This window comes from Pseudomonas sp. FG1 (assembly GCF_034313875.1).
GTDB classification, from domain to species: Bacteria; Pseudomonadota; Gammaproteobacteria; order Pseudomonadales; family Pseudomonadaceae; genus Aquipseudomonas; species Aquipseudomonas veronii.
In genome coordinates, this window is the sequence record NZ_JAVIWP010000001.1 from 5,846,375 (window position 1) to 5,873,121 (window position 26,747).

The 26,747-nt window shown below is 60.2% G+C and carries 21 protein-coding genes, 2 tRNA genes and 4 pseudogenes; 8 read left to right on the forward strand and 19 right to left on the reverse strand.

Annotation, left to right across the window (positions count from 1 at the left end; genetic code table 11):
- The first annotated feature begins 68 nt into the window (after positions 1-68).
- Positions 69-482 (forward strand): winged helix-turn-helix transcriptional regulator, encoded by a 414-nt coding sequence (locus RGV59_RS26845; protein WP_046483929.1) that lies wholly within the window; start codon positions 69-71, stop codon positions 480-482.
- Between the two features lie 204 nt (positions 483-686).
- On the opposite strand, the gene RGV59_RS26850 is transcribed toward RGV59_RS26845, so the two are convergent.
- From RGV59_RS26850 to RGV59_RS26875, 6 genes and pseudogenes are all read right to left on the reverse strand, one after another.
- Positions 687-765 (reverse strand) — tRNA-Asn (locus tag RGV59_RS26850).
- A 199-nt stretch (positions 766-964) separates the two neighbouring features.
- On the reverse strand, positions 965-1,348 hold the full coding sequence (locus tag RGV59_RS26855; protein WP_126587176.1) for a hypothetical protein: 384 nt from the start codon (positions 1,346-1,348) through the stop codon (positions 965-967).
- 503 nt (positions 1,349-1,851) lie between these two features.
- On the reverse strand, positions 1,852-2,865 hold the full coding sequence (locus RGV59_RS26860) for an IS110 family transposase (protein ID WP_126587177.1): 1,014 nt from the start codon (positions 2,863-2,865) through the stop codon (positions 1,852-1,854).
- 102 nt (positions 2,866-2,967) lie between these two features.
- Positions 2,968-3,150: pseudogene (locus RGV59_RS26865) on the reverse strand (hypothetical protein); the annotation flags it as partial.
- Positions 3,151-3,325: 175 nt separating this feature from the next.
- On the reverse strand, positions 3,326-3,595 hold the full coding sequence (locus tag RGV59_RS26870; protein WP_260473907.1) for a hypothetical protein: 270 nt from the start codon (positions 3,593-3,595) through the stop codon (positions 3,326-3,328).
- Positions 3,596-3,848: 253 nt separating this feature from the next.
- Positions 3,849-4,493 carry a ParA family protein gene (locus RGV59_RS26875; protein WP_260473908.1) on the reverse strand — a complete coding sequence of 215 codons (645 nt, stop codon included), beginning with the start codon at positions 4,491-4,493 and terminating at the stop codon, positions 3,849-3,851.
- 146 nt (positions 4,494-4,639) lie between these two features.
- Here RGV59_RS26875 and istA point away from each other — a divergent pair.
- Positions 4,640-6,153: pseudogene (istA, locus tag RGV59_RS26880) on the forward strand (IS21 family transposase).
- 19 nt (positions 6,154-6,172) lie between these two features.
- Positions 6,173-6,928 (forward strand): IS21-like element ISPsy14 family helper ATPase IstB, encoded by a 756-nt coding sequence (gene istB / locus RGV59_RS26885; RefSeq protein ID WP_057711072.1) that lies wholly within the window; start codon positions 6,173-6,175, stop codon positions 6,926-6,928.
- Positions 6,929-7,030: 102 nt separating this feature from the next.
- On the opposite strand, the pseudogene RGV59_RS26890 reads toward istB, so the two are convergent.
- From RGV59_RS26890 to RGV59_RS26900, 3 genes and pseudogenes are all read right to left on the reverse strand, one after another.
- Positions 7,031-7,142 (reverse strand): annotated as a pseudogene (locus RGV59_RS26890) (ParA family protein); the annotation flags it as partial.
- Between the two features lie 122 nt (positions 7,143-7,264).
- Positions 7,265-7,340: transfer RNA gene (locus tag RGV59_RS26895), tRNA-Asn, on the reverse strand.
- A gap of 83 nt (positions 7,341-7,423) precedes the next feature.
- Entirely contained in the window at positions 7,424-8,308 is an 885-nt protein-coding gene (locus RGV59_RS26900) for a LysR family transcriptional regulator (protein WP_126586528.1), read from the reverse strand.
- A 101-nt stretch (positions 8,309-8,409) separates the two neighbouring features.
- On the opposite strand from RGV59_RS26900, the gene lldD reads away from it, so the two are divergent.
- Together lldD and RGV59_RS26910 are read left to right on the forward strand one after the other, a co-directional pair.
- Positions 8,410-9,552, forward strand: coding sequence for an FMN-dependent L-lactate dehydrogenase LldD (gene lldD / locus RGV59_RS26905; protein ID WP_126586527.1), 1,143 nt, complete (start codon positions 8,410-8,412; stop codon positions 9,550-9,552).
- A gap of 303 nt (positions 9,553-9,855) precedes the next feature.
- Positions 9,856-10,782, forward strand: coding sequence for a GGDEF domain-containing protein (locus RGV59_RS26910; protein WP_126586525.1), 927 nt, complete (start codon positions 9,856-9,858; stop codon positions 10,780-10,782).
- 21 nt (positions 10,783-10,803) lie between these two features.
- On the opposite strand, the gene RGV59_RS26915 is transcribed toward RGV59_RS26910, so the two are convergent.
- The 5 genes from RGV59_RS26915 to RGV59_RS26935 all read right to left on the reverse strand — a co-directional run bounded on the left by RGV59_RS26915 (position 10,804) and on the right by RGV59_RS26935 (position 17,577).
- Positions 10,804-11,574, reverse strand: coding sequence for a TenA family transcriptional regulator (locus tag RGV59_RS26915; RefSeq protein WP_186355089.1), 771 nt, complete (start codon positions 11,572-11,574; stop codon positions 10,804-10,806).
- Positions 11,575-11,652: 78 nt separating this feature from the next.
- Positions 11,653-14,115 (reverse strand): EAL domain-containing protein, encoded by a 2,463-nt coding sequence (locus tag RGV59_RS26920; RefSeq protein WP_126586523.1) that lies wholly within the window; start codon positions 14,113-14,115, stop codon positions 11,653-11,655.
- 71 nt (positions 14,116-14,186) lie between these two features.
- On the reverse strand, positions 14,187-16,004 hold the full coding sequence (locus tag RGV59_RS26925) for an ABC transporter ATP-binding protein (RefSeq protein ID WP_046382588.1): 1,818 nt from the start codon (positions 16,002-16,004) through the stop codon (positions 14,187-14,189).
- Positions 15,997-16,599: a DsbA family protein gene (locus RGV59_RS26930; RefSeq protein ID WP_169883702.1), complete on the reverse strand. Its 603-nt coding sequence runs from the start codon at positions 16,597-16,599 to the stop codon at positions 15,997-15,999. The genes RGV59_RS26925 and RGV59_RS26930 overlap by 8 nt, the downstream gene beginning before the upstream one ends.
- A gap of 36 nt (positions 16,600-16,635) precedes the next feature.
- On the reverse strand, positions 16,636-17,577 hold the full coding sequence (locus RGV59_RS26935; protein ID WP_017845867.1) for a rhodanese-related sulfurtransferase: 942 nt from the start codon (positions 17,575-17,577) through the stop codon (positions 16,636-16,638).
- Positions 17,578-17,663: 86 nt separating this feature from the next.
- Between RGV59_RS26935 and RGV59_RS26940 the strand changes: the two are divergent.
- Positions 17,664-17,786 (forward strand): annotated as a pseudogene (locus RGV59_RS26940) (outer membrane lipoprotein carrier protein LolA); the annotation flags it as partial.
- Positions 17,787-17,803: 17 nt separating this feature from the next.
- On the opposite strand, the gene RGV59_RS26945 reads toward RGV59_RS26940, so the two are convergent.
- Positions 17,804-18,097, reverse strand: a complete 294-nt coding sequence (locus RGV59_RS26945) for a BolA family protein (RefSeq protein ID WP_026139887.1) — start codon at positions 18,095-18,097, stop codon at positions 17,804-17,806.
- A 6-nt stretch (positions 18,098-18,103) separates the two neighbouring features.
- Positions 18,104-18,622, reverse strand: a complete 519-nt coding sequence (locus RGV59_RS26950) for a DUF2059 domain-containing protein (RefSeq protein ID WP_010567461.1) — start codon at positions 18,620-18,622, stop codon at positions 18,104-18,106.
- 193 nt (positions 18,623-18,815) lie between these two features.
- On the opposite strand from RGV59_RS26950, the gene RGV59_RS26955 reads away from it, so the two are divergent.
- The gene (locus RGV59_RS26955) at positions 18,816-20,204 is read left to right on the forward strand and encodes a class II fumarate hydratase (RefSeq protein WP_017845865.1); all 1,389 of its coding nucleotides are present in this window, start codon (positions 18,816-18,818) and stop codon (positions 20,202-20,204) included.
- A gap of 516 nt (positions 20,205-20,720) precedes the next feature.
- Here RGV59_RS26955 and RGV59_RS26960 read toward each other — a convergent pair.
- The 3 genes from RGV59_RS26960 to pap form a co-directional block, all read right to left on the reverse strand.
- Positions 20,721-21,677, reverse strand: a complete 957-nt coding sequence (locus RGV59_RS26960) for a DMT family transporter (RefSeq protein WP_017845864.1) — start codon at positions 21,675-21,677, stop codon at positions 20,721-20,723.
- Positions 21,678-21,785: 108 nt separating this feature from the next.
- Positions 21,786-22,970, reverse strand: a complete 1,185-nt coding sequence (locus RGV59_RS26965) for a thiolase family protein (protein ID WP_046483950.1) — start codon at positions 22,968-22,970, stop codon at positions 21,786-21,788.
- Between the two features lie 92 nt (positions 22,971-23,062).
- Positions 23,063-24,580: a polyphosphate:AMP phosphotransferase gene (gene pap / locus RGV59_RS26970; protein WP_017845862.1), complete on the reverse strand. Its 1,518-nt coding sequence runs from the start codon at positions 24,578-24,580 to the stop codon at positions 23,063-23,065.
- Positions 24,581-24,721: 141 nt separating this feature from the next.
- On the opposite strand from pap, the gene mnmC reads away from it, so the two are divergent.
- On the forward strand, positions 24,722-26,707 hold the full coding sequence (mnmC, locus tag RGV59_RS26975) for a bifunctional tRNA (5-methylaminomethyl-2-thiouridine)(34)-methyltransferase MnmD/FAD-dependent 5-carboxymethylaminomethyl-2-thiouridine(34) oxidoreductase MnmC (protein WP_126586521.1): 1,986 nt from the start codon (positions 24,722-24,724) through the stop codon (positions 26,705-26,707).
- Positions 26,708-26,747: the final 40 nt, after the last annotated feature.

Sequence of the window (26,747 nt, forward strand, 5' to 3'; positions counted from 1 at the left end):
AGTGAGCGTTATCCTGTCACCATTGGAGCCTGCCCATAAGTAGGTACACGAGTGATCCTGGGGGGCGAATGGACAACGAAGAAATCATTAGGCAGTCGCAAGCTGCATGCGAAGCGCTCAGCGCAGAAGATGATGGTTTGAAGCGGGAAGTTCTCACCCATGCAGGTAATCGCTGGTCGCTGGGAATCGTCCACACACTAGGAGTGGAGGGACGGCTGCGGCATGCGGAGATAGCCAGGCGCATGAGTGGCGTGACGCAGCGGATGTTGACCCGCAGCTTGCGCCAGCTGGAAAGAGACGGCCTGGTTCTACGCCGGGATTACAACGAGGTGCCGCCACGTGTCGACTACGAATTATCCGAGCTGGGACGGGGCCTGCTAGCGCGGATGATTCCATTGTGGATGTGGGTAGCAGAGAACGCCGAAGGTTTTCGCGATGCTCGTATTCTCTACGATTCTGACATTTCGAATGATATTAAGTGACAGCTTCTGGCTGATCTCTGCCTGTCGCGACTGACAGTTTTACCCGGCCTGTCTTTGGTTGAAACGACTGCGGCGACTTTCATGATATTTACCTCTGAATCGTAGGATTTGAGATGCATTCATGCTGGTCACGCTGTGCGTTTTGATCGCCCCGGGAAATCCAAGGCCAAAAAAAGCCTGCATCGCTGCAGGCTTTTCTCTATCTGGCTCACGACCTGGACTCGAACCAGGGACCCAATGATTAACAGTCATTTGATCGCAACGGTGCCACGGAAGAACGTGGTAGAGATGTAAGGATGCTGCGTAGCGTGAGCCGCATGAGCGAGCACGCCAGGAAAGTTAGTCGTGTTGGATTAGCTTGTCAAAGCGTGGCAAAGCAATGAACTGCAGGAAAAGGAGGCGGCCGAAGTCAGCTCATGGACCGGCGCGCGCCCCTGTGTTTCGATGGCAGAACATTCACGTAAACACCACTCGGCCCAGCGTCACTGACGCGACTTGCAGCTTACAACTGAAAATCCTCGAGCAAGCACTTCAAACCCTGTGCCTCCATAGTCTTTCAGCCTGTATTTAACGCCCTCAAGCTGATCAGCTGAGACATCTTCCATTTCAAGTTCGCTTAAGTAAAAACTTCCACACACATCAGGAACTTTTAAGCGACGAACCCCCGTAAACGCTAAAACAACTTCAAACTCCGACTGTTCAGACGCATAAAGCATCTCCAGACTAACCTTGTAAGTTTCAATTGCCTCTCCCGTATTTTCACGCTGCAAGCTGAGCCCCTGCATCAGATTTAGATTATAAAAATCAAAATCGGAAATAATGGAAAGCTTTTCAACGCCCTCAAAAGCCCTTTCAACTGCCCGCATATTTCCTCCTCGTCATCAGGACGCATATCAGGCCTGATCCCTTAGCATTCTAATATCTCTCCAAACCTGAAGCGGAGCAAAAGCAGCAAAAGGAGACACCCATTAGCCGGTCTCAAGTCAAGGCTAAAAGCCAACTCGCCCTGCAGCTTTTAACTGTAGGGTTTCCCTTTGTCTCAACCTGCTCGGTTGAACCCGTCGTACCCGTTTTCTCATCAATGGCTACGACCGAGTCGTGCCTGACACCCATATGGATCAAGCGGTAGCAACACAACACGCACCGCCCTGGCAGTGAACTGCCCCAGAGAAACGTTGGTACCGCCAATGTGTCCAAAACGTGTCACAGAACTGTGGCTCGTGCGCAAAGCGCACGTCCAGTCTCTACTGGCTCACTTAGCGGACGACCCGGTTACAACGCACTCAGGCGGTGATGATCGGACGCCACTCGGATTTTTGGCTCACGTCCAGTCCCCTTTCGGTTGCCCGATCATCACCTGACTCGCCCTTCAGGCGAAACAGCGTTTAGCGTCAAAAGGCTGCTTCTCCTTAAGGATGTGGTAGGTCGCTCGCGCTAGCTTGTGAGCCAGTGCTTTAGTCGCCACCACGCCATTGGTCTTGGCTTTCTTTTTCTCAAAAAAACGTTTGGCATCGTCACTAAATCGCCGCGCAAAATTGGCCGCTTCAATAAAGGCCCAGATCAGGTACGCGTTACCGTTTTTGGCGTTGCCTTCACCCTTCTTTTTGCCGTTGGAGTAGCGCGCACTTTTTACGCACCGAGCATAGGAGGCAAAGTGACCGACCTCTGCAAAACGTCCTATGTCACCGGTTTCCAACATGATGACTGTTGCCAGTACTTCACCGACGCCTGGCATCGTTTTTAGCAACAAATACTCAGGTCGTAATTTGGCCTGTTGAAGCAGTCGCGCTTCAAGCCCGGCGATCTGCGCTTCAAGCGTCTGGATGACCGCCACATTGGCGTTCATTGCCAAAGCCACATCTGTTGGCAGGCCCAGCCTGTCAACGGATGCGGCAGAAAAGCCTTTGATTTCATTGCAGCTAAAACCATGGCCGAACTGGCGTGCGGCAATGTTCTCGACAGCCAGGATATGCTGGGTTCTTGTGCGCACCAGTTGAATGCGTTTACGCGCCAAGTCTCTCAACGCACGCTCCTGAGGCGGATGAATATAGCCCGTCGGTAGAATCCCGAGTCGCAGCAAATGCGCGAGAAATACCGCATCATCCTTGTCGTCTGAATGCTTCAAACCGTCGTAGCGCCTCATCGCCACCGGGTTTGCCAGTTTAACGTCCATGCCCGCGGCCATAAGGCCATCGACCAGCCAATACCAGTTGTACGTCGACTCGACCACCACACCGACCAACTCGTCACGGTGTGGTTCGAGCAGTGAGAGGATCGGCGTGAGCTCATTGGGACAGCGTCGGCTCACCAAGACTCTGTCCGTTTCGTCGGTTACCACGACAACGCTGTTGTTCGAATGCAGGTCTATGCCACAGAATTTCATCACGGCCTCCTCAGCAAAAGTCTAAGTTCGCACGTTGAATTTTGCGCCACCTCCGTGAGGTGGGGAGGCCGGCCAGATGATTCTCAGTTTTATTTAAATTCCGATCAGGCCGCTGTTGGAAAGGTCGTTGCTGGAATTCGCCGACAGGTTATTGGTAGCACACGGCGCGCCGGCGTTAAGCAGATCTTCACCGGCTATCAGGTTCGGATTGTTACCGGCGATCAACCCGCCCCTCGGCGCGAGGCGATTGTCGGCCCGGGCTAGATAGAGCACCGGCACTAGGATTTGCGCGTCATCTACCTCGTTCTTCCTTTCTCCATAATTACTACTCACTTAACTTCTTAGCCAATGTAGTCTTCATTAGCTTTAACGTTCGATTCCCTTCCTTAAAACCCTCATTTAGAGCGAGTATGGCCTGCGACTTATCGAAAATATAGCCAGCTAAAAAAATTGATTCAATTTATTCAATTGCATGAATGACAACCGATTCCTCCTCAGCCTTTAGAAGCGCTAACAGAATACGCAGAGCCCGCTCATCATTCGAGTCCCCAAGGGACTCCGCGCACCGACCTCGCCACATTTCAGACTTCACTGAAAGCGCATACTCAAGTTCACCCCAACTCAAACTATCAAACTGAGAGATTTTGGAGGCTGCGATATCAATACCTACATCCGACCAATAATCTTCTGACCCTATCGAATCCAGCAAAAATTCATACTCTTTAAACATATTTCACCTATCAAAATTTCGTTGGATCCGTGCATCCTCTGCCACAAGGATAGCCAGCAGTAACGCGATCCCCCACCTTGATCACCTCAACTTTAACACCGTTAACTGTCGTTTGATGCAACGAGGCACCATCGGATCTAGTCGCGAGCGCCGGGCCATTTCCGGTAGCCCGAACAGCACTCATAGTTTGCGCTGTAGTGGTCTAATGAAACCGGACACCCATTTAGGCGAGAATGCTCGCCAGAACGAGGTGTCAGATGACCAAACAACGCCGTACCTTTTCCCCTGAATTCAAACGCGAGGCGGCCGGGATCGTGGTCTGGATCATCTGGACCTTCGGATGATCAGAAAAAGTTTCGGTTAGCGTGTGATAGATCAGGTTTGCATCGTTGGTTGCATCAAGCTTGTTGATCACGACATTCAACATTGGCGTCTCTGCACCCAGCGCTGCCAACGGCTCAAGATCTCGATAGAGCTGGAGCATTCCACGCTGAAACTCTCGTGCAGTCAGCATATCCGGGGTGATGGGCGAAATAGCCATTTGTGCCCCAAGCAAGGCCATCTCCAGCACGATGGAGCGAGCTCCTTGGGTATCGATCAGAATCAGATCAAAGTCCTGCTCGAAAGCCGGCAGCAGATTCTTGAGACGAAGGCGCCCGTCAGCAGCATGGAGCAACAAATTTCCCAGCTGATTGAACGGATCATTGGAATGGATCAATGAGAGATTAGGAATGCAGGTCTGCGAAATGACCTGGTCGGCCCGAGTCTCGTTATTCGCGATCAGTTGATAGGTTCCACCAGGCGCCTCATGCGATAGCGCATAGAATGAGGACAGAGACGGCTGATTATCCAGATCAATGAGCTGCGGATTCCACGGGCATCCGGCCACCCATTCCATGAACATCCGGCCACTGATTCCACGATGATCCGGCCACCCGTTCCACGGCCATCCGGCCACCCACAAGGCAGGCAGCAACGCAGGATTAATTCACTACCATCGACCTCTTTTATCGAAGCAGAGAGGTCGTCGTGGAGCGGTTATCCATGCGTAAAATTAAGGAAGTGCTACGTCTCAAGTTTGAGGTCGGCCTATCTGCTCGCCAGATCGCTGTCAGCTTGCAGGTGGGTCGCGCAACTATCGGTGAGTACCTCAATCGCTTTGCTGCCAGCGGGCTGACTTGGCCGTGTGCGGCGAGCGAGGCGCAGTTGCAGCAGCGTCTTTTTCCGCCACCACCCGACGTCCCCAGCGATCAACGTCCGATGCCGGACTGGACTCATGTCCACGCAGAGTTGCGCCGCCCCGGCGTAACCCTGGCCCTGCTTTGGCAAGAATATCGACTCGCCCATCCGCAAGGCTTCCAATACAGCTGGTTCTGCGAGCACTACCGGCTCTGGGCCGCCAAGGTCGACGTGGTCATGCGCCAGGAACATCGCGCCGGCGAAAAGCTGTTCGTCGATTACGCGGGTCAGACCGTGCCGATCATCGACCGGCGAACCGGAGAGATCCGCCAGGCCCAGATCTTCGTCGCCGTCCTCGGCGCCTCCAGCTACACCTTCGCCGAGGCGACCTGGTCGCAGAAACTGCCCGACTGGCTGGGCTCGCATGCCCGCTGTTTTGCTTTTTCGGCGGCACCGCACAGATCCTGGTGCCCGACAATCTGCGCAGTGGCGTGACCAAGGCGCACCGTTACGAGCCCGATATCAACCCCAGCTACCGCGATCTGGCCGAGCACTACGGCGTCGCCGTATTGCCCGCTCGCTCACGAAAACCCAAGGACAAAGCCAAGGTCGAAGTCGGTGTTCAAGTGGTCGAGCGCTGGATCCTGGCGGTGCTGCGCAATCGGCAGTTCTTTTCGCTGGGTGAACTCAACACCGCCATCGGACTGCTGCTGGATCGCCTCAATCAGAAGCCCTTCAAGAAACTGCCCGGCTCACGCCGCTCGGCCTTCGAGACCATCGACCAACCCGCGCTGCAACCGCTACCAGAACATCCGTATGTCTACGCCGAATGGAAAAAGGTGCGAGTCCACATCGACTACCACGTCGAAGTCGACGGCCATTTTTACTCCGTGCCGTACCAACTGGTGAAACACCAACTCGAAGTACGCCTGACCGCGCAGACCGTCGAGTGCTTCCACGCCAACCAGCGCGTGGCCAGCCATCTGCGCTCGCCGCACAAAGGCCGCCACACTACCCACACCGAGCACATGCCCAAAAGTCACCGCGAACACGCCGAGTGGACGCCCCAGCGGCTGATCCGCTGGGCTGAGCAGACGGGCCCGAATACGGCCGGTGTCATCGCCTACATCCTCGAACGCCGAATCCATCCGCAGCATGGCTTCCGCGCCTGTCTGGGCATCCTGCGCTTGAGCAAACAGCACGGCGAAGAGCGGCTGGAAGCCGCTTGCCAACGTGCGCTGGCCCTAGGCGCATGCAGTTACAAGAGCCTCGAATCGATCCTGCGCCAAGGCCTGGAACGGCTACCTCTTGCCCAGCAAAACCTGCCGTTACTGCCCGATGAACATATCAATCTGCGCGGCCCTGGCTACTACCACTGACTGAAAAAGGAGCACGAACATGCTGCCTAACCCGACCCTCGACAAGCTGCAAATCCTACGCCTGCACGGCATGATCAAGGCGCTTGGCGAACAACACGCAACGCCCGACATCAACGATCTCAGCTTCGACGAACGCCTCGGCCTGATGGTCGACCGCGAGCTGACCGAGCGCGAAGACGCCCGCCTGACGACTCGCCTCAAAGCCGCACGACTGCGCCATAACGCCTGCCTGGAAGACATCGATTACCGCAGCCCTCGTGGCCTGGACAAGGCGCTGATCCTGCAACTGGGTAGCGGCCAGTGGCTGCGCGATGGCCTGAACCTGATCATCGGCGGGCCGACGGGCGTAGGCAAAACCTGGCTCGCCTGCGCGCTGGCTCATAAAGCTTGCCGCGACGGTTACAGCGTGCGCTATCTGCGCCTGCCGCGCTTGATGGAAGAACTGGGCCTGGCACACGGCGACGGCCGCTTCGCCAAGCTAATGGCCGGCTACGCCAAGACCGACCTGCTGATCCTGGATGACTGGGGCTTGGCGCCGTTTACCGCTGCTCAGCGGCGCGACATGCTTGAACTGCTGGACGACCGCTACGGCAACCGCTCGACGCTGGTAACCAGCCAGATGCCGGTGGACAAATGGCACGCACTGATCGGCGATCCGACCCTGGGCGATGCGATCCTCGACCGGCTGGTACATAACGCTTATCGGATCGAACTGAAGGGCGAATCGATGCGCAGACGCGCAACGAAATTGACGGCGACAGAGACTTCAGACTAACAATGCAAGCCTGCGTCGCTGCGCTCCGACTGCCCGGCCGGATGAGCGTGGAATAGGTGGCCGGATGTTGGTGGGCTGGGTGGCCGGATGGCGTGGAATGCGCATCAATGAGCAGGGTGCGGATCCCTGCATCGGCGCAGAACGCGCCCAGATTGACGCCGACCGTGGTTTTACCCGGCCCGCCTTTGGTTGAAACGACTGCAGCGACTTTCATGATATTTACCTCTGAATCGTAGGATTAGAGACGCATTCATGCTGGTCACGCTGTGCGCTTTGATCACCCCGGAAAAATCCAAGGCAAAAAAAAGCCTGCATCGCTGCAGGCTTTTTCCTATCTGGCTCCACGACCTGGACTCGAACCAGGGACCCAATGATTAACAGTCATTTGCTCTACCAACTGAGCTATCGCGGAATTCACCGTATGTTACTGATTAAAAAGGACAAGTCAAGCACTACCTGGCATTGCCGAACGCAATCGGATAACCCGTTCGGCTTTTACCCTGCATGGGCCATTTCCTTGGCCAGGTCCAGCCAGGCGCGCGCTGCGGGTGGCAGGTGAGCGCTGGCGCGCCAGGCCAGGGCGATGTGCCAGTCGGTGTGGGGTTCGTCCAAGGGGATCAGGGCGATGCCGGCGTGCTGGTGCTTGTGCGCGAGCATGCGTGGCAGGAAGGCGACGCCCAGCCCTGCCGCCACCAGGTCGACGATGAAGTCGATCTGCCCACTACGGGCGGTGACGCGTGGCGTCACGCCCTTGCGTTCGCAGGCGGCGAGGATTAATGCGTTCAGGGCAAAACCGGCTTCGAACAGAATGAACGGTGAATCCGCGAGGTCGGTGAAGTCGATGCGCTTGCGCCGCGCGAGCGCATGGCTCATGGGCAGCACGGCCATCAGCGGCTCATTGCGCACGGGCTGGTAGTCGAAGCCATCGTCTACCGGCAGCAACAGGGCCGCCAGGTCGACCTCCCCGGCTTCCAGGCATTCGTGCAGTTTTTTGCTGCCGTGCTCGGTGAGTTCGATATCGATGTCCGGGTAGCGGTTGCGGTAGGTGGCGAACATAGACGCGAACAACACGCCGCATCCCACCGGCGGCAGGCCGATGCGCAGCACGCCGCGCTTGAGGTCGCACAGGTCGTTGATCTCGGCGACCAGATCGCTGCGTTCGGCGAGCAGCACCAGGGCGCGGCGGTAGGCAATTTCGCCTGCGGCGGTAAGTTCGTTCTTGTGTCCAAGACGATTAAGCAGCGGCGCGCCCAGTTCTTCTTCCAGGGTCTTGACGGCCTTGCTCACCGTCGACTGGGTCAGCGACACCACCTGCGCCGCCTGGGAAAACCCGCCCTGGCGCACCACCTCAACGAAGACACGCAGTGTTCTCAGGTTCATCGGTATTCCTTTTGCGACTGGGCACTAGCGATAAAAGTTGTTTTTATCATGCCAGAAGTTTGCTTACCGTAACCCCCCTTTGCCCTGTGGAGTCACTGCTCATGATCATTTCGTCGGCATCCGATTACCGTGCCGCCGCCAAGCGCAAGCTGCCGCGCTTCCTGTTCGACTACATCGACGGTGGCGCCTACGCCGAACACACGATGCGTGCCAACAGTTCGGACCTGGCCGAGATCAGCCTGCGCCAACGCATTCTGCGCAACGTGGATAGCCTGAGTTTGAAGACCACGCTGTTCGGTCAGGAACATGCCATGCCGATCATCCTCAGCCCCGTTGGCTTGACCGGTATGTACGCACGGCGCGGCGAGGTGCAGACGGCCAAGGCGGCGGCCAACAAGGGGATTCCCTTCTGTCTGTCGACGGTGTCGGTGTGTTCGATCGAGGAAGTGGCGTCGCAAAGCGCGCAGTCGATCTGGTTCCAGCTCTATGTGCTCAAGGACCGCGGCTTTATGCGTAACGCGCTGGAACGGGCGCAGGCCGCCGGGGTGACGACGCTGGTGTTCACCGTCGATATGCCGACGCCGGGCGCGCGTTACCGCGACGCACACTCGGGCATGTCCGGGCCGTATGCCTCGGCGCGCCGGATGCTGCAAGCCGTCACCAAGCCACAATGGGCCTGGGATGTCGGCGTGCTGGGCCGCCCGCACGACCTGGGCAATATCTCCAAGTACCTGGGCAAGCCCACCACCCTCGAAGATTACGTCGGTTGGCTGGCCAACAACTTCGACCCGTCGATCAGTTGGAAAGACTTGGAGTGGATACGCGAGTTCTGGAAAGGCCCGATGATCATCAAGGGCATCCTCGACCCGCAGGACGCCAAGGACGCAGTGAGCTTCGGCGCCGATGGTATCGTGGTCTCCAACCATGGCGGCCGCCAGTTGGACGGCGTGCTCTCCACCGCCAAGGCACTGCCGCCCATTGCCCAGGCAGTCGGCGATGACCTGACGGTGCTGGTGGACTCCGGCATCCGCTCCGGGCTCGACGTGGTACGCATGCTCGCCCTGGGCGCCAAGGCATGCCTGTTGGGACGTTCGACCGCCTATGCGTTGGCCGCCGATGGCCAGCACGGGGTGGAAAACCTGTTGGATATCTTCGCCAAGGAAATGCGTGTGGCCATGACGCTGACCGGCGTGACGTCGATCGAGCAGATCGACGCCACCACGCTGGTTCAGTACGGCGGGTAAACCGCCGTCACCTGCCAAATAACTGACATCCTTTCGCCATGGCTGTTTTTTACCCCATAAACAGCCTTTGATTTATAAGGATTTTATTCAAAATAAAACAAAGTGGCATGAATCTCGCTCTAGCCCTTTCAAGCAGGTTAAGCGATGACAAGACGTGTGGCAGTGCCCAAGGGTTATAACCCCTGGCAAAGCGGTTTAAACTGTTTCCAATGTTTTACGGAACTGAAGGAACAGTAAGACGCTTGGCACTCGCCACTCTCATCGAGCCTGTAAGACAGCTAAGTGCTTAGAGGCCGACTGCTTATGAAAACCCCGCCCCAGCTCCACGCAATTGACTTCGACAGTGCCAAATTGCAACGCCTGGGCTTTAGTCAGCCATCCCCTCTCTCGCACCGCCCCACCACGGTTGCTCAACTGCGCCAACAACTGGGCCTGCAACTGCAGACCAGCCTGGAACCGCAACGCATCCTCGGTCTGTTCTTTCGCGAGATCCAGCGCCTGGTGCCCCTGGACGCTCTGCACTACAGCCATCAGGCCAGTGACCTGCGCCTGGAATTCGGCCATCGCGGCCATCATTCGGTGAGCTACGCCTTGAGCCATGAAGGCGAACATCTGGGCGAGCTGGTATTCCGTCGCAACCAACGCTTGATGGAAGAAGAACTGAGTCAACTCGAATCGCTGCTGGCCACCCTGCTCTACCCGATGCGTAACGCCCTGCTCTATCGCGCCGCGACCCGCAGCGCCCTGCGCGACCCGTTGACCGAAACCGGCAACCGCATCGCCATGGACCAGACCCTGCAGCGGGAAATCGACATGGCGCGGCGACACTCGACCCCGTTGTCCCTGCTGATGCTCGACATCGATCACTTCAAACGCATCAACGACACTCACGGCCACGCGGCCGGCGACAAGGTACTGCGCGTCGTGGCTGCGTCGATCAAGGGCCAGTTGCGCAATGTGGACATGGTGTTCCGCTTTGGCGGGGAAGAGTTCCTGATCCTGCTCTCCAACACCGGCCGGGATGCGGCGGCGGTCGTCGGCGAGCGCCTGCGCCAGGCGGCACAGGCCCAGGAATATTGGGCGGATGACATACGCATCGATCTGACGGTGAGTCTGGGCTGCTCGACGTTGTTGCCTGCCGAGTCTGCCGAAAGCCTGTTGCGTCGGGCCGACAGCGCCTTGTATGTGGCCAAGCGCGAAGGTCGCAACCGCTTGGCAATGGCGGGGTAAACCCCCGCCACGCGTTTTACATCACGCTTCGCTGGCGACGCGCACCAGGCGCTCGCGAACAGGCGCGGCCGCCGGTTTGTCTTTCTCCAGGCGCATGCAGTTTTCCAGGAACAGGTACATGTAGTTGTAGCTCTTGCACACGGCCTGGCGCAGCTCTGCCTGCAGTTGTCGGCTGGGGTTCGTACCGGCCAGGGTGCAGACGATTTCCAGCGCTTCCCAAGGGTGGGCGTCGTCGTACTGGGCATGCATCTTCAGCCACTTCATCGCGCGCTTGCGGTCTTCCTCGGGGAAGGCTGCCGCATAAACGCCGGTGGAGCACACCAACGCGGACCACTCCCCCGTCGCGCCCTCGATAGCATAGTTGGTGGCGGCGATCGCAACGATCAACGAATCGGCCGAACTGGTGTGCCAGCACCAATGGCTCAGTGCATGCAATTCCGGGGGTACGTTCTGTGCTTGCAGGTCTTCGAGGCTGACGCCGTGGGCGCGGGCCCAATGCAGCCAGTAATCGGCGTGGTTCAATTCCACCCGAATATTGCGCATCAGCCAACGCCGCGCCATATCCTCGCCAGGATGACGGGCAAACTTGGTCTTGGTGAGGTTCTGTGCCATATATAAGGCAAACTGTTCGACCACCGGCCAGCCACCGATCAGGTATTGGCGCATGGTCTTGGCGCTCAGCGTGTTATCACGCATGCGCTGATACAGTTCGTGTTCGACAACTCGGCGCTTGCTCTCGCTACAGTCCTGGATCAATTGCTGAGCCCAGGCGGGGTAACTCGAGGCTTCCATAAGCGGGCCGGTTCGGTTGAAGGTGTCGATCACTGTAAGGCTCCTTTTTAAGTGTGATTGTACAGACCAGCAAATGTTTCAGCGGAATGTGCCGGGCGCCTTGAATAACAGAGGCTGCGGCCGCACAGGTCGACACTGCAAACTATCAAAGGTAAACAATTGCGGGCGTTCAATCACATAGCCCTGAGCGTAATCCACACCAATCTCAAGCAATGCCTGTTCGATGTGCGGCGTTTCAACAAACTCAGCAATTGTGCGCTTACCCATGACGTGGCCGATGTGGTTGATCACTTCGACCATGGCGCGGTTAATCGGGTCGTCCAGCATATCCTTTACGAAACTTCCATCGATCTTCAGGAAGTCTACAGGTAAATGTTTCAGATAAGCGAATGAGGACATTCCGGCGCAGAAGTCATCCAGTGAGAAATGGCAACCTAAGGCTTTGAGTTCATTAATAAAGCGAATCGCACTGCCCAAATTGGCAATAGCGCAGGTCTCAGTTATTTCAAAACAAATCATTTCTGGCGGAACACTGTAAGCCGCGAACTTCTCGCGCAAAAAACCGAGAAAAGCGTCATCACCAATCGTTATGCCTGACAGATTAATCGCACACATTGCCATGGGCCGGCCCGGACGCTCATGCATGCAACGGGCAATCAGGTTGAACACGTTGTCCACCACCCAGCGATCCAGGGAACTCATCAACCCGTAACGTTCGGCGGCCGGAATGAAACTGTCGGGCAGAATGATGCGGCCGGCCTCGTCATGCAGGCGCAGGAGGATTTCAATGTGCCCATTGTCGGCGTCGGTGGGCCCCAGGGGCGCGATTTCCTGGGAGTACAGGCAAAAGCGGTTTTCTTCCAGGGCCATGTGCAGGCGCTGCACCCAGGCCATCTCGCCAAAGCGCAAGGACAGCTCGGAGTCGTCCGCGTGGTAGACCTGCACGCGGTTGCGGCCCTTTTCCTTGGCCATGTAGCAGGCCATGTCGGCGGCGCGCAGCGACGTTTCCAGGGTGGTCGGCACCTGGGAGATATGCACCAGGCCAATGCTGACGGTGGTCATGAACGGCCGGCCCTTCCACACGAAATGCAGGTTCTGCACCGTGTGGCGCAGGCTTTCGGCGATTTTTTCCGCCACCGACGCCGGGCAGTTCTCCAACAGGATGCCGAACTCGTCGCCCCCCAGTCGCGCCAGGGTGTCACCTTCACGCAGATCCGATTGCAGCAGTGCGCAGATATGCCGCAACAGCTCGTCGCCTGCCGCATGGCCGCAGGTGTCGTTGACCAGCTTGAACTGGTCCAGGTCGAGGAACATCAAGGCATGCCGCCCGCTGTGCTCACGCGCGACTTGTTGCAGCACCTGTTCCAGGCGGAACTCGAACTCGCGACGGTTGGCCAGGCCGGTCAACGCGTCATGGGTCGCTTGCCACGACAGGTTGGCGATGTACTGACGTTCCTGGGTCATGTCGTGCAGCACCAGCACCGCGCCGCTGACTTTGCCGGCGCTGCGGATCGGCGCGCCCACCAGGGTCACCGAAACAGTGCTGCCATCCAGACGCTGGATGGTTTTGGAGTGTTCGCTGCCGCCGCTCAAACGGCCCTTGGTGATGTGCTCGATCAGCGCAAAACCATCGGGCTGAGCATTTTCATCCAGCAGGTTGAACAGTGCCGCCAGGGGCAGGCCCTGGGCATGGGCCGACGTCCAGCGCGTCAGGGCCTCGGCGGCCGGGTTCATGTAGGCAATGGCGCCATCGACATCGGTGGTGATCACCCCATCGCCGATCGACTCCAGGGTGATCTGTGCCCGCTCCTTCTCCACTTGCAGGGCATCGGCGAACGCGTGCCGCTGCGCCAACAACTTGTGGGTACGCAGCAGCGCCAGGGCGATCAGGCACAAGGCCGTGGCCAGGTTGGTGATCAGCAACAGCCGCAGGACGACGCGCGAGCCTTCACCCAAGGCATCGCTGAACGCCTTGGCCGCCGGCGTCACGCCGTCGTTGATGGCAAAGATATGCGCCTTCCATTGCCGCACATCGTCGTCATGGACCTGACCCGCGGTGATCGCCTGGTGCATAGACCGGGCCAAATCATCCAGCTGGACCAGGTAGGCATCGCCCACGGTCCACAGTTCGATGGCTTTTTCCAGGTAGCTGAAATGGCGAAAGTTGAGGTACAGCCAGATCACGCTGGAGACGTCGTCCGGGTGGTTGCCACCCTTGATGATCCCCAGGCGCGCCGCCTTGAGGTCGGGGGCTGGATTGTCCAGGGCGACACGCAGCTCATGCCCGCCCTGGGGCACGGCAATGGCTTGCTGGTATTTGAGGTAGGTGGCTTCGTCGCGATTATCGGCGTACAGCGTCAGATAGTAGATGGCGTCTTTCTGGCCCTTGGACCACAGGCTTTCGCCGCCCACATAGACGCGCACCGCTGAAAGCACATACAGACTGACACAGCCTAATAATGCCTGGAACAATACGACGGCAATAAAGGGCCAGACAATGCCCAACAACCTTGGCGTTCCGAGAGTCCGCTTCTGCTTCATGAAGTCCCTTGCACATGCACAGCTGAATACGCACGCGAACATCCGCTCCTAATAGCACAGCGTAGGCTAAATCAACGCACTTGTTGCAAGTGCCCGTAAAGTTTGGCGTACAAGCCACCCTCCGCGATCAGTTGCTGATGGTCGCCGTCCTCGGCGATATGCCCACCGTCGAACACCAGCACCCGATCAGCTTGTTTCACCGCCGAAAGCCGATGGGCAATGATCAGTGTAGTCCGCCCACTGAGAAACCGCGCCAACGCCTGGTGCAGGTTGTACTCGGTGGCGGCGTCCAAGGCCGAGGTTGCCTCATCCAGGATCACCACCTTCGGCTCGGCCAAGACCATGCGCGCAATCGCCAGCCGTTGGCGCTGGCCGCCGGAAAAGCGCACGCCAGAGCGCCCCACCACACTGTCCAGGCCCAGGGGCAACGCCTTGACGGTCGCCTCCAACTGGGCGATTTCCAGGGCCTGCCAACACGCCTGGTCACTGCGGTTGCGGCCCATGGTCAGGTTGGCACGCACGGTATCGTTGAACAGCGCGGGGTGTTGCAGCACCACCGCGACGTGCTCGCGGATGGTCTCCAGGCCGATTTCCTGCTGGGTTGCACCACCGAAACGAATACTGCCGGCCTGCGGTGTGTACAGCCCCAGCAGCAGTTGCACCAGGGTACTTTTACCGCCGCCGCTGGCGCCGACAATCGCGACCTTCTCACCAGGTTCGATGCTGAGGTTCAACTGGTCGAGCACCCGCTCTTCGCCATAGCCGAACGTCAGGCCACGCACGTCGATGCCGACCGTTTCGCGCCCAGTGAACGGGTCTGCGCCGCCGACATATTGCGGCTCATCGGCACGGGCGAGCAGCTCGTTGATTCGCGTCAGCGCCCCGCCCGCTGCGTAGTAGGCATATTGCAGGTTCAACAACTGCTCCACCGGGCCGATCATGAACCACAGGTAGCTGAACACGGCGAGCATCTGGCCGATGGACAGGTCGGAAAACAGCACGGTGAGCATGGCCGCCGCGCGAAAAATATCGATGCCGAACTGGAACAGCAAACCGCTGGCGCGGCTGGAGGCGTCGGTTTTCCATTGGGAGTGGATCGCATAGTCACGCACTTCCTGGGCGCGCTGGCCGAGGCGCCCGAGGAAAAAGCCCTGGCGATTGCCGGCGCGCACTTCCTGGATGGCGTCGAGGGTTTCGGTCAACGCCTGGGTGAAGCGCGAGGTGCTGTCGTTTTCCAGTTTTTTCAGGTGTTTGACGCGCTTGCCCAACTGCACCGTGGCATAGATCACCAGCGGGTTGAACAGCAGGATCAGCAACGCCAGTTGCCAGTGCATCCACACCAGAATCGCCGAGGTGCCGACCAGGGTCAGCATGGCCACCAGGAAACGGCTGAGGGTTTCGCCGACGAATTTGTCCAGCGTGTCCAGGTCGGTGACCAGGTGCGTGGTGACGGTGCCGCTGCCGAGGCTTTCGTACTCGCCGAGGGAAATACGCTTGAGCCGCTCGATCAGACGCACGCGGATGCGGTAGACGATGTCCTTGGCCAGCCGCGCAAACAAGCGCGCCTGCACCACGTTGAACACCAGCGCACCACAGCGCAGGGCCAGCGTCACCAGCAGCATCAGGCCGATATAACCGGCGGCTTTCTGCCAGCCCAGGGGCAGCGCGTGGTTCATTACCTTGAGCGCGGCATCGCCATGGCCCAGCAGCACTTCGTCGACCAGCAAGGGCAACAACAGGGGGATGGGCACGCTGCAGAGGGTCGCCAGTACGGCGACACCATTGGCGATCCACAGGGATTTCTTGTGACGCAAGGCCAGGCGGCGGATTTCCGCCCAGGTCAGTCGATCGACGCGGTGGGAGGGCTCTGTGTCAGGCTGATCAGGCACAGGCGGCTCGCTCCAGCCAGCGGCCGAGCAGCGGTGACAGCTCAGACAGCGGCTGGTAGCCATTGGTCAGCAAGGCCAACTGGCCATTGCGCTCGGCCAGCAACGTCGGAAAACCGGCGATCCCCAAATCCTGCACCCAGGTGAAATCGGCGGCGGTGGCGGCGTGCTGCTCAGCACGGTCAAACGCCCCGGCGAACTCGATACGCGGTATGCCGGCTTTTTCCGCCAGCTCCACCAGAATACTGGCGAGGGTCACGTCGCGCCCCTCGACATAAAACGCATGCTGGATCAGCCCCAGCAGCTTCCACGCGCAATCCGGCGCCAGGCTGCGTGCGGTGACGATGGCGCGGCACGCCGGCTCAGTGTCGTAGACAAAACCGTCGGGCAGCGCGCCTTCATGCTTGAACGTCTGCCCGGTGGCGTCGGTGACCGCCTGCCAGTGTTCCAGGATATAGCGCCGGGTCGACGGGTCCAGCGCCGCGCCGCTGCCGGTGCGCAAGCCGCCCACCACCAGGTGCAGCTCCACGCCGGCCGCCCGGGCCTGCTCGACCAACGCCTCGGCTACCGGAGCAAAGCCCCAGCACCAGGAACACATCGGGTCCATTATGTAGAGCAGGCGCGCGGACATGGTTCAGGCCTCGGAAGGGGTTTGCTTGTAGTTGTAGCCAATCGGGTGCGGCATATTGCGAGCCTTGGCCAGTTCAATCTGCTTTTGCCGGTCGATCGCGCTGCGGCGGGTTTTCTCCGGCAGCTTATCCCAGCAATGCGGACAACTGATGCCCGCCACGTAGTGCTCGGATGCGCGGTCTTCCACACTAACCGGTGTGCGACAGGCATGACATTGATCGTAGTCGCCTTCGCTCAAGTCGTGGCGCACAGTGACGCGGTTGTCGAACACAAAGCAGTCGCCCTGCCATTTGGTCTCGGCCTGCGGTACCTCTTCGAGGTACTTCAGGATGCCGCCCTTGAGGTGGTAAACCTCATCGAAGCCTTCGCTGAGCATATAGCTGGAGGCCTTCTCGCAACGAATGCCGCCAGTGCAGAACATGGCGACTTTCTTGTGCTTGGCCGGGTCGAAGTTGGCTTTGATGTAGTCGGGAAATTCGCGAAAACTGGTGGTTTTCGGGTCGATCGCGCCTTCAAAGGTGCCGATGGACACCTCATAGTCGTTACGCGTATCGATCAACAGCACTTGCGGGTCGCTGATCAGCGCGTTCCAGTCCTGCGGCTCGACATAGGTGCCGACTTTTTTGTTCGGGTCGACGCCTTCGACGCCCAGGGTCACGATCTCTTTCTTGAGCTTGACCTTGGTGCGATAGAACGGCTGCTCGTCGCAGTACGACTCTTTGTGGTCGATATCGACCATGCGCGGGTCGTTCTTCAGCCAGGCCATCAAGCCATCAATGCCTTCGCGGCTGCCGGAAACGGTGCCGTTGATGCCTTCTTCGGCGATCAACAAGGTGCCTTTGATGCCGTTGTCGACCATCGCCTGCAGCAAGGGCTCGCGCAGGGCGACGTAATCTTCGAGGGTGACGAACTTATACAGTGCCGCCACGACAATCGGTTGAGTCATGGGTGTTCTCTCCAGGTGGCTACCCTCGTAAGGGGTGAACCGGATGCAAAAAAAACGCGCCGGCTAAGCGGCGCGTTGCGGATTCTATCAGGGATGAACCGTTAACTGTAGGAGCGAGCTTGCTCGCGAAGGTCGTGAACGATGACACGGATAACCTGACGCCCAGCGGCGCTCTGAGTTTTTTCGCGAGCAAGCTCGCTCCTACAGTAGATTCAACATCAACCCGTCAATGGCCGCCAGCGCAGGTCGGCGAGGCCGGGGCTGCGTCGGTTTTCGCCCATTCCTCAGGCGTATAGGTATGCAGCGCCAGCGCATGAAACTCGCTCATCAGGTCACCCAGGGTGGCGTAGACCTTCTGGTGGCGCTTGACGCGGTTAAGCCCTTCGAACTGCTGGCTGACCAGCACGGCCTTGAAGTGGGTCTGCAACCCACGGCTGTGCATGTGGCTTTCGTCCAGCACGCTCAGGTGGTCCGGGCCCAGGGCGGCAAGCGCCGTTTCGATACGCTGTTGCATGGTCATTCCTGCTTACTTCTTCTTGGCCGGTGCGGCGGCTTTAGGTGTCAGCTCGTTGGTCATGTCTTCCAACAACTTGTTCACCACCGGCACGGCGCTTTCCAGCTTGGCCTGGGTCATCTGGGCCGATTGCTGGGTCAGTTGCGGCATTTTTTCCAGGACTTTCTTGCCCAGCGGCGACTGGTAGAAGGCAACCAGATCCTTGAGTTCGGATTCGCTGAAGTTGCTGGTGTAGAGCTTGACCATGTCCGGTTTCAGTTTTGGCCAGCCGATGGCCTGGTCCAGGGCGGCGTTGGCCTTGGCCTGGTAGCTGTCCAGTACGGACTGCTTGGCGGCAGGCGCTTTGGTCTGTTCGAAACGCTGGGCGAACATTTGCTGCACTTGCATGTACACCGGGGTCCCCAGCTTGTCAGCGTGGGCCAGGGTAAGGAAGGCTTCGGCACTGGCGTTGTGGCTGGCGGTATCGGCAAAAACCTGGCCGCTGGCGCAAACCAGAGCAACCGCGGTACAGATGGCACGAAGACGAGTCATCAAGTTTCCTTTTCTAGCAGGCGAGGTAAGACCCCAAGGGCGCCCATTCTGCGCCTAAAAAACGCCATGGCTCAACCCCACCGCTTGTCAGGCATGGATTTGCGGTGGATGAATCCGATGAAACGGCTTTTATGGAACCCCAAGGGCCGATCACGGCCTAAACTGCGCAAACGAACCTGAAGGAGTGTGCCCGATGAGCCGTATCGAAACCGACAGCCTGGGAGAAGTCCAAGTCCCGGATGACGCTTACTGGGGCGCGCAGACCCAACGCTCGCTGGTGAACTTCGCCATCGGTGAGCAGCGCATGCCCCTGGCGGTGTTGCACGCCCTGGCCCTGATCAAGAAAGCCGCCGCCCGGGTCAACAGCCGCAACGGCGACCTGCCCGCCGACATCGCACGCCTGATCGAACAGGCCGCCGACGAAGTGCTCGACGGCCAGCATGACGACCAGTTCCCGCTGGTGGTGTGGCAGACCGGCAGCGGCACCCAGAGCAACATGAACGCCAACGAAGTGATCGCCGGGCGTGCCAACGAGCTGTCGGGCAAGACGCGCGGCGGCAAGAGCCCGGTGCATCCGAACGACCATGTGAACCGCTCCCAGAGTTCCAACGACTGCTTCCCCACCGCGATGAACATCGCGGCGGTGCAGGCGGTCAACCAGCGACTGTTGCCAGCGATCACGCACCTGTCCGGCGGGCTGGCGGAATTGTCGGCGCGGCATATGAAGCTGGTGAAGACCGGTCGCACCCACATGATGGATGCCACGCCGATCACCTTTGGCCAGGAACTCTCGGCGTTCATCGCCCAGCTCGATTACGCCGAACGCGCGATCCGCAGCGCCCTGCCCCAGGTGTGCGAGCTGGCCCAGGGCGGCACCGCCGTCGGCACCGGGCTCAATTCGCCCCATGGCTTTGGCGAGGCGATTGCCGCCGAGCTGGCAGCCTTGTCGGGTTTGCCGTTCGTGACCGCACCCAACAAATTCGCCGCCCTCTCCGGCCACGAACCGCTGGTGACGCTGCACGGCGCCCTGAAAACCCTGGCCGTGGCCCTGATGAAAATCGCCAACGACCTGCGCCTGCTCGGCTCCGGCCCGCGCGCCGGGCTGGCGGAAGTCAAACTGCCGGCCAACGAACCGGGCAGCTCGATCATGCCCGGCAAGGTCAACCCGACCCAGTGCGAAGCGCTGTCGATGCTCGCCTGCCAGGTCCTGGGCAACGACGTAACCATCGGCATTGCCGCCAGCCAGGGGCATTTGCAATTGAACGTGTACAAACCGGTGATCATCCACAACCTGCTGGAATCGATCCGCTTGCTGGCCGACGGCTGCAACAACTTCCAGGAACACTGCATCACCGGCCTCGAGCCCGACGCCGAACAAATGGCCGCGCACCTGGAACGCGGGCTGATGCTGGTGACCGCGCTCAACCCGCACATCGGCTACGACAAATCGGCGCAGATCGCCAAAAAGGCTTACGCCGAAGGCCTGACCCTGAGGGAAGCCGCGCTGGCCCTGGGCTACCTCACCGACGAACAGTTCGACCAATGGGTACGCCCGGAAAACATGCTGGAGGCCGGACAATAAGCGCATAGCACGTGCTTTTGCTTTGCTCTTGATCTTGATCTTGATCTTGATCTTGATCTTGATCTTGATCTGCTTTTGATCTTAGGCGCCCCGTTAAACCACGCTGGCCGAACGCAGGTTTGAATCCGTGGGTAACCCGGCAGGACGCCGGGTTAGCCGTCCTGGGCCAGGGATGGCCCATGACGGCGGCCCACGGATTCAAGCCTGCGTTCGGGCACACCGAGCCTAGGCGAGGTGCCGAGTGGTGGGGCAAGAGCCCTTTTGGTTACTTTTGGGGCTCTTTTCCAAAAGTGACCCGCTGTAAGAGCGGAACCCATAGCAGCCGTTACCAAAGAAACGGATATGTACTCAACCCAAAAAAATGGTCGGCCCAGAGGCCGCCATCGGGGGCAAGCCCCTCCCACATTTGGAACGAGGTGAACCTGTTGGATATGTATCGGCTGTCAGGTCGCCATCGCAAGCAACCCCCCTCCCACACTTAGGCCCGCATACACCCGATAAAAACACCTGGGCCAATCAAGACACCAACCGCGCCCGCCGCGCCTTGAGCCCCGCAAACAACGACGGCGCCAACGCCACGGTCGCCGACCCCAACACCACCACCAACGCCCCCACATACCCCAGCGCATTGATCTCTTCAGCCTGCACAAAATCCGGCCACCACCACGCCGCCAGGGCCACCGCCACAAACGTCACCAAGGGCGTCAGCGCCAGGGTCGCACTCACCCGCGAGGCTTCCCAATGGGCCAGGGCCTCGGCAAATGCGCCGTAGGCCACCAACGTGTTCATGCAGCACGCCAGCAGCAGCCAGCCTTGCAGCGGGCTCAGCTGCAGGGCCTCCAGCGGATGCGCCCAAGGCGTGAGCAACACCGCGCACGACAGGTAGATCACCATCATCACCTGCAGCGAATTCCACACCGTCAGCAATTGCTTCTGGCCCAAGGCGTAGAACACCCAGATAGTAGTGGCGAGCAGAACCGTCAGTACCCCGGCGGTGTAGGTGCCCAGGGACGTCAGCAACTCCACCAGACGCTGGTTGAAGAACAGGCCAAAGCCGATGACCAGCACCACCAGGCCCAACACCTGGCCCAGGCTGAAGCGCTCTTTAAACACAAACACGCTGGCGACCATCAGGAAGATCGGCCCCATCTGCACCACCAGTTGCGCCGTGCCGGGGCTGAGCATGTTCAGACCCACCAGGTACAGCACGTAGTTGCCCACCAGCCCGCACACGGCCATCGCCACCAGCCAACCGCGGCGCGGCCCGAGCACGCGCAGGCTGGGCAAGCGCTTGACGGCGGCGAGGTAGACGAACAGGCAACTGCCGGCGACCGTCAGGCGAAACCAGGTGACGGTGATCGGGTCCATCACCTGCAACACTTGTTTGAGTTTGACTGGAAGAATGCCCCAGAGCAGCGCGGCCAGCAGGGTCAAGCAAAAGCCATAGACCCAGCGGCCGGAAGAGATGTGCATGAGTGCCCCAGAAGCCAGAGGAAGTGGAACCGGCATTCTAGGGGCAAGTACACGGATTGGGATACGGCACTGTGCAAGTGCGGGAGCCGGCCGGCCCCCACAGTGGGCTCAGCGCACAGCTTCGAACAGCCCGGTCGCCCCCATGCCGCCGCCCACGCACATAGTGACGATGCCGTAACGCAGATTACGCCGCTGCAACTCACGCACCAGGTGCCCGACTTGCCGCGAGCCGGTCATGCCGAACGGGTGGCCGATGGAGATCGAGCCGCCGTTGACGTTGTATTTGGCATTGTCGATTTCCAGGCGGTCGCGCGCATACAGGCATTGGGAGGCGAACGCTTCGTTGAGCTCCCACAGGTCGATATCCGCCACCTGCAAGCCCTTGGCCTTGAGCAACTTGGGCACCGAGAACACCGGGCCGATGCCCATCTCGTCGGGCTCGCAGCCAGCCACGGCAAAGCCACGGAAAAACGCCTTGGGCTTGAGCCCCAGGGCCAGGGCTTTTTCCAGGCTCATCACCAGGGTCATCGAGGCGCCGTCGGACAATTGCGAAGAGTTGCCCGCGGTCACCGAGCCGTCTTCGGCAAACACCGGCTTCAAGCCCTGGAGACTGGCCAGGGTGGTGTCGGGGCGGTTGCAGTCGTCGCGCTCGACCACACCGTCGAGCACCTGCACGGCGCCGCTGTTCTTGTCCTCGACGGCGTACTTGACCGCCATCGGCACGATTTCATCGTTGAACAAGCCATCGGCCTGGGCCTGGGCGGTGCGCTGCTGGCTTTGCAGGGCATACCGGTCCTGGTCCTCGCGGCTGACGTGATAGCGGCGCGCAACGATTTCGGCGGTCTGGCCCATGGGAAAATAGAGGCCCGGCACCTGCGCTTTGAGCAACGGGTTGATCAGGTTGTCGGTGTTGACGCTTTTCATGGTCAGGCTGATGGACTCGACGCCGCCGGCGACAATGATATCGCTGCAGCCCGAGGCGATCTGGTTGGCCGCGATGGCAATCGCCTGCAAGCCCGAGGAACAGAAACGGTTGAGGGTCATCCCCGCCGTGCCGGTGCCCAGTTGCGACAGCACCGCGACGTTGCGCCCGATGTTGTAGCCCTGAGCGCCCTCGTTGGAGCCCGCGCCGACGATACAATCTTCCACCGTGGCCGGGTCGATGCCGTTGCGTGTCAGCAGCGCGTTGACGCAATGGGCCGCCATATCATCCGGTCGGGTCTGGTTGAACTTGCCGCGAAAGGACTTGGCCAGGCCGGTTCGCACGCTGTCGACGATCACTACTTCACGCATGGGGCTACCTCGATCTTGTCGTTGTTGGGAGAGCACTCGAGAATAAATCCAGGCCCGCCCAACCGCGATGATCATTCACCCCGCCTATAGGCCTACTTCTTCTTGCCTTTCTGGTCGTGCTTGTCGGACTGGGCGAACGCCTCCTCCAACGCCAGGTTGATAGTGCGCAACACCTTGACCCGCGCCCAGCGCTTGTCATTGGCTTCGACCAGGGTCCACGGCGAGACCTCGGTGCTGGTGCGGTCGACCATATCGCCCACGGCGGCACGGTATTCGTCCCACTTCTCGCGGTTGCGCCAGTCGTCGTCGGTGATCTTGAAGCGTTTGAACGGGATCGCTTCACGGGCCTGGAAGCGCTCCAGTTGGGTCTGCTTGTCGATGGCCAGCCAGAACTTGACCACGATCACTCCGGCATCGCGCAGTTGCTCTTCGAAATCATTGATCTCGCCATAGGCGCGCATCGAGTCCATCGGGGTGCAGAAGCCTTCGATGCGCTCCACCAGCACACGGCCGTACCAGGAGCGGTCAAACACGGTGAACATGCCCCGTGCCGGAATCTGCCGCCAGAAACGCCACAGGTAAGGCTGGGCGCGCTCGTCTTCGGTGGGCGCGGCGATCGGCACGATGCGGTACTGACGAGGGTCGAGGGCTGCGGCGACCCGGCGGATCGCGCCCCCTTTGCCGGCCGCATCGTTGCCTTCGAATACCGTGATCAACGCGTGCTTGCGCATGCGCTTATCCCGCATCAGGCCGGAAAGACGCGCCTGCTCGGTGATCAACTGCTCTTCGTAGTCTTCTTTTTCCAGGCTCAGGGTCATGTCGAGACTGTTGAGCAGGCTCACTTGGTCCACGGCCGCCGGCAACGGCGCCGGGTTCATCCCGCTGACTTTGCCCTTGGGTTGTCTCAGGGCGTTTTGCAGGCCCTCGAGCAGAATCTTGCCGACGGTGAGACTGCGGTAATTGCTGTCGACCCCTTCGATCACATGCCAGGGCGCGTAGTCGCGGCTGGTGCGACGCAGCATACGTTCGCCGAAGTGAACGAACTTGTCGTAGGTCTTGGACTGCTGCCAGTCCAGCGGGCTGATCCGCCAACTGTGCAGCGGGTCGTCGGCCAGGGCCTTGAGCCGCGCCTTCATCTGTTTCTTGGACAGGTGAAACCAGAACTTGAAGATCACCGCGCCTTCGTCGCAGAACATCTTCTCCAGGCGTTCGGCGCCGGCGATGCCCTGGTCGAGCCGGGCGTCCTTGATTTCGCCCTGCACCCGGCTCTGCAGCATCTGGCTGTACCAGTTGCCGAAGAACACCCCCATGCGACCTTTTGCGGGCAACTGCCGCCAGTAACGCCAGGCAGGCGGGTGGGCCAGTTCTTCGTCGGTCTGCTGGTCGAAGGTACGCACTTCGATCAGACGCGGGTCCATCCATTCGTTGAGCAGTTTGACCGTCTCGCCCTTGCCGGCACCTTCGACGCCGTTGATCAGGATGATCACCGGGAAACGTTTCTGCTGTTGCAGCTCGAACTGCACTTCCAGCAAGGCTTCGCGCAGGGCCGGTACTTCGGTGTCGTAAGTGTCTTTGTCGATGGCATGACCGATTTCAGCGGATTCGAACATGAGCAGCTCCGTTTCAAGATCGCTCAAGACTAGCGGATTGAGCAGCAACACGCGGGAGGAAATTCCACGTGCGCTTGCCGTGGGTCAATTCATTGCCGGTTGATCGGCTAGAATGGCCACCTTGCCTTTGCCGAGTCGCCCATGAACCCTGTAACCCACGCCCAGCTCGACTGGGATGACCAAGGTCGCCCGCATTCGCGGGTCTTCGACGATGTGTACTTTTCCGACCAGTCGGGCCTTGAAGAAACGCGCTATGTGTTCCTCGAACAGAACCGTTTGCAGGCACGGTTTGCCGCCTTGCCGGCGGGCGGGCGCCTGGTGATCGGCGAAACCGGGTTCGGCACCGGGCTGAATTTTCTCTGCGCCTGGCAGTTGTTCGAACAACACGCGGTGGCCGGCGCGCGCCTGCATTTTGTCAGCGTGGAAAAATACCCGCTGAGCCACGCCGACCTGCAACGCGCCCTACTCCTCTGGCCGGAACTGCAGCCGTTCGCTGCGCAATTGCTGGCGCAGTACATCGCCATCCACCCAGGCTTCCAGCGCCTGGTGCTGGATAACGGCCGTGTGACCTTGACCCTGCTGATCGGCGATGCGCTGGAGCAGTTGCCGCAGTTGGATGCACAAATCGACGCGTGGTTTCTCGACGGTTTCGCCCCGGCGAAGAACCCCGACATGTGGACCGCCGAGCTGTTTGCCGAACTGGCGCGCCTGGCGGCCCCGGGGTCGACCATCAGCACCTTCACCAGCACCGGCTGGGTACGGCGCCTGATCAATGCCGCCGGGTTCAAGATGAAGCGCACGCCGGGCATCGGGCATAAATGGGAAATCCTGCGCGGTGAATTCCTCGGCTGGCCGGCCGAGACGCCGTTGCCTGCCGCGGGTAAACCGTGGTTCGCCCGCCCGGCGCCGCTGCACGGCGAACGCAGCGCCCTGGTGATCGGCGGCGGCCTGGCCGGCTGCACCACGGCGGCCAGCCTCGCCGCGCGCGGCTGGAACGTCAGCCTGCTGGAACGCCATGCCCACCTGGCCGAGGAAGCCTCGGGTAACCCGCAAGGGGTGCTGTACCTCAAGCTGTCGGCCCACGGCACCGCCCTTTCGCAATTGATTTTGAGCGGGTTCGGCCACACCCGGCGCCTGCTCGAACACCTGCACAGGGGCGTCGACTGGGACGGTTGCGGCGTGTTGCAACTGGCGTTCAACGCCAAGGAAGCCGAGCGCCAGGCACAGCTGGCCGCGGCGTTTGCGCCCGGTCTGCTGCAGCCGTTGGACCAGGCCCAGGCTCAAGCGCGCGCCGGGGTGGCGCTGGAACACGGCGGGCTGTTTTTCCCCGAAGGTGGCTGGGTACACCCGCCGGCCTTATGCGAATGGCAAGCCCGGCACCCGTTGATCAACGTGCTGACGCATCACGAGGCCCTTGAGTTGCAACGGGTCGACGGGCAATGGCAAGCCCTGGCCGGCGACACCCTGCTGGCCAGCGCCACGGTGGTGGTGCTGGCCGGCGCGGCCGAGATCAAGCGCTTCCCGTTCAGCGCCGAGCTGCCCCTCAAGCGCATTCGCGGGCAAATCACCCGCCTGGCGCAAACCCCAGACAGCCAGGCGCTGGCCACCGTGGTCTGTGCCGAGGGCTACGTGGCTCCGGCGCGCCTCGGCGAGCACACCCTGGGCGCCAGCTTCGACTTCAAGAGTGACGACCTGACGCCGACAGTCGCCGAGCATGTCGGCAACCTGGAGATGCTGCAGGAAATCTCCGTCGACCTGGCCCACCGCTTGAACGCCGACACACTGGCCGCCGATCAGCTCGAAGGCCGCGCCGGGTTCCGCTGCACCAGCCCGGACTACCTGCCGATTATCGGGCCGCTGGCCGATCGCGCCCTCTTCGACCAGGCCTACGCCGCGCTGCGCAAGGACGCCCGTCAGCCCCCCGAAGCCGAGTGCCCGTGGCTCGACGGCGTGTACATCAACAGCGGCCACGGCTCACGCGGCCTGGTGACCGCGCCGCTGTGCGCCGAACTGCTGGCGGCCTGGCTGGACGATGAACCCCTGCCGCTGCCCAGAAGCGTGGCCGACGCCTGCCACCCCAATCGATTCGCCGTGCGCGCGTTGATTCGCGGCACCGGCGGGTCATAACAACGGCGCGGTCAAGCGTCCGAGCGACACACTGTTGGCC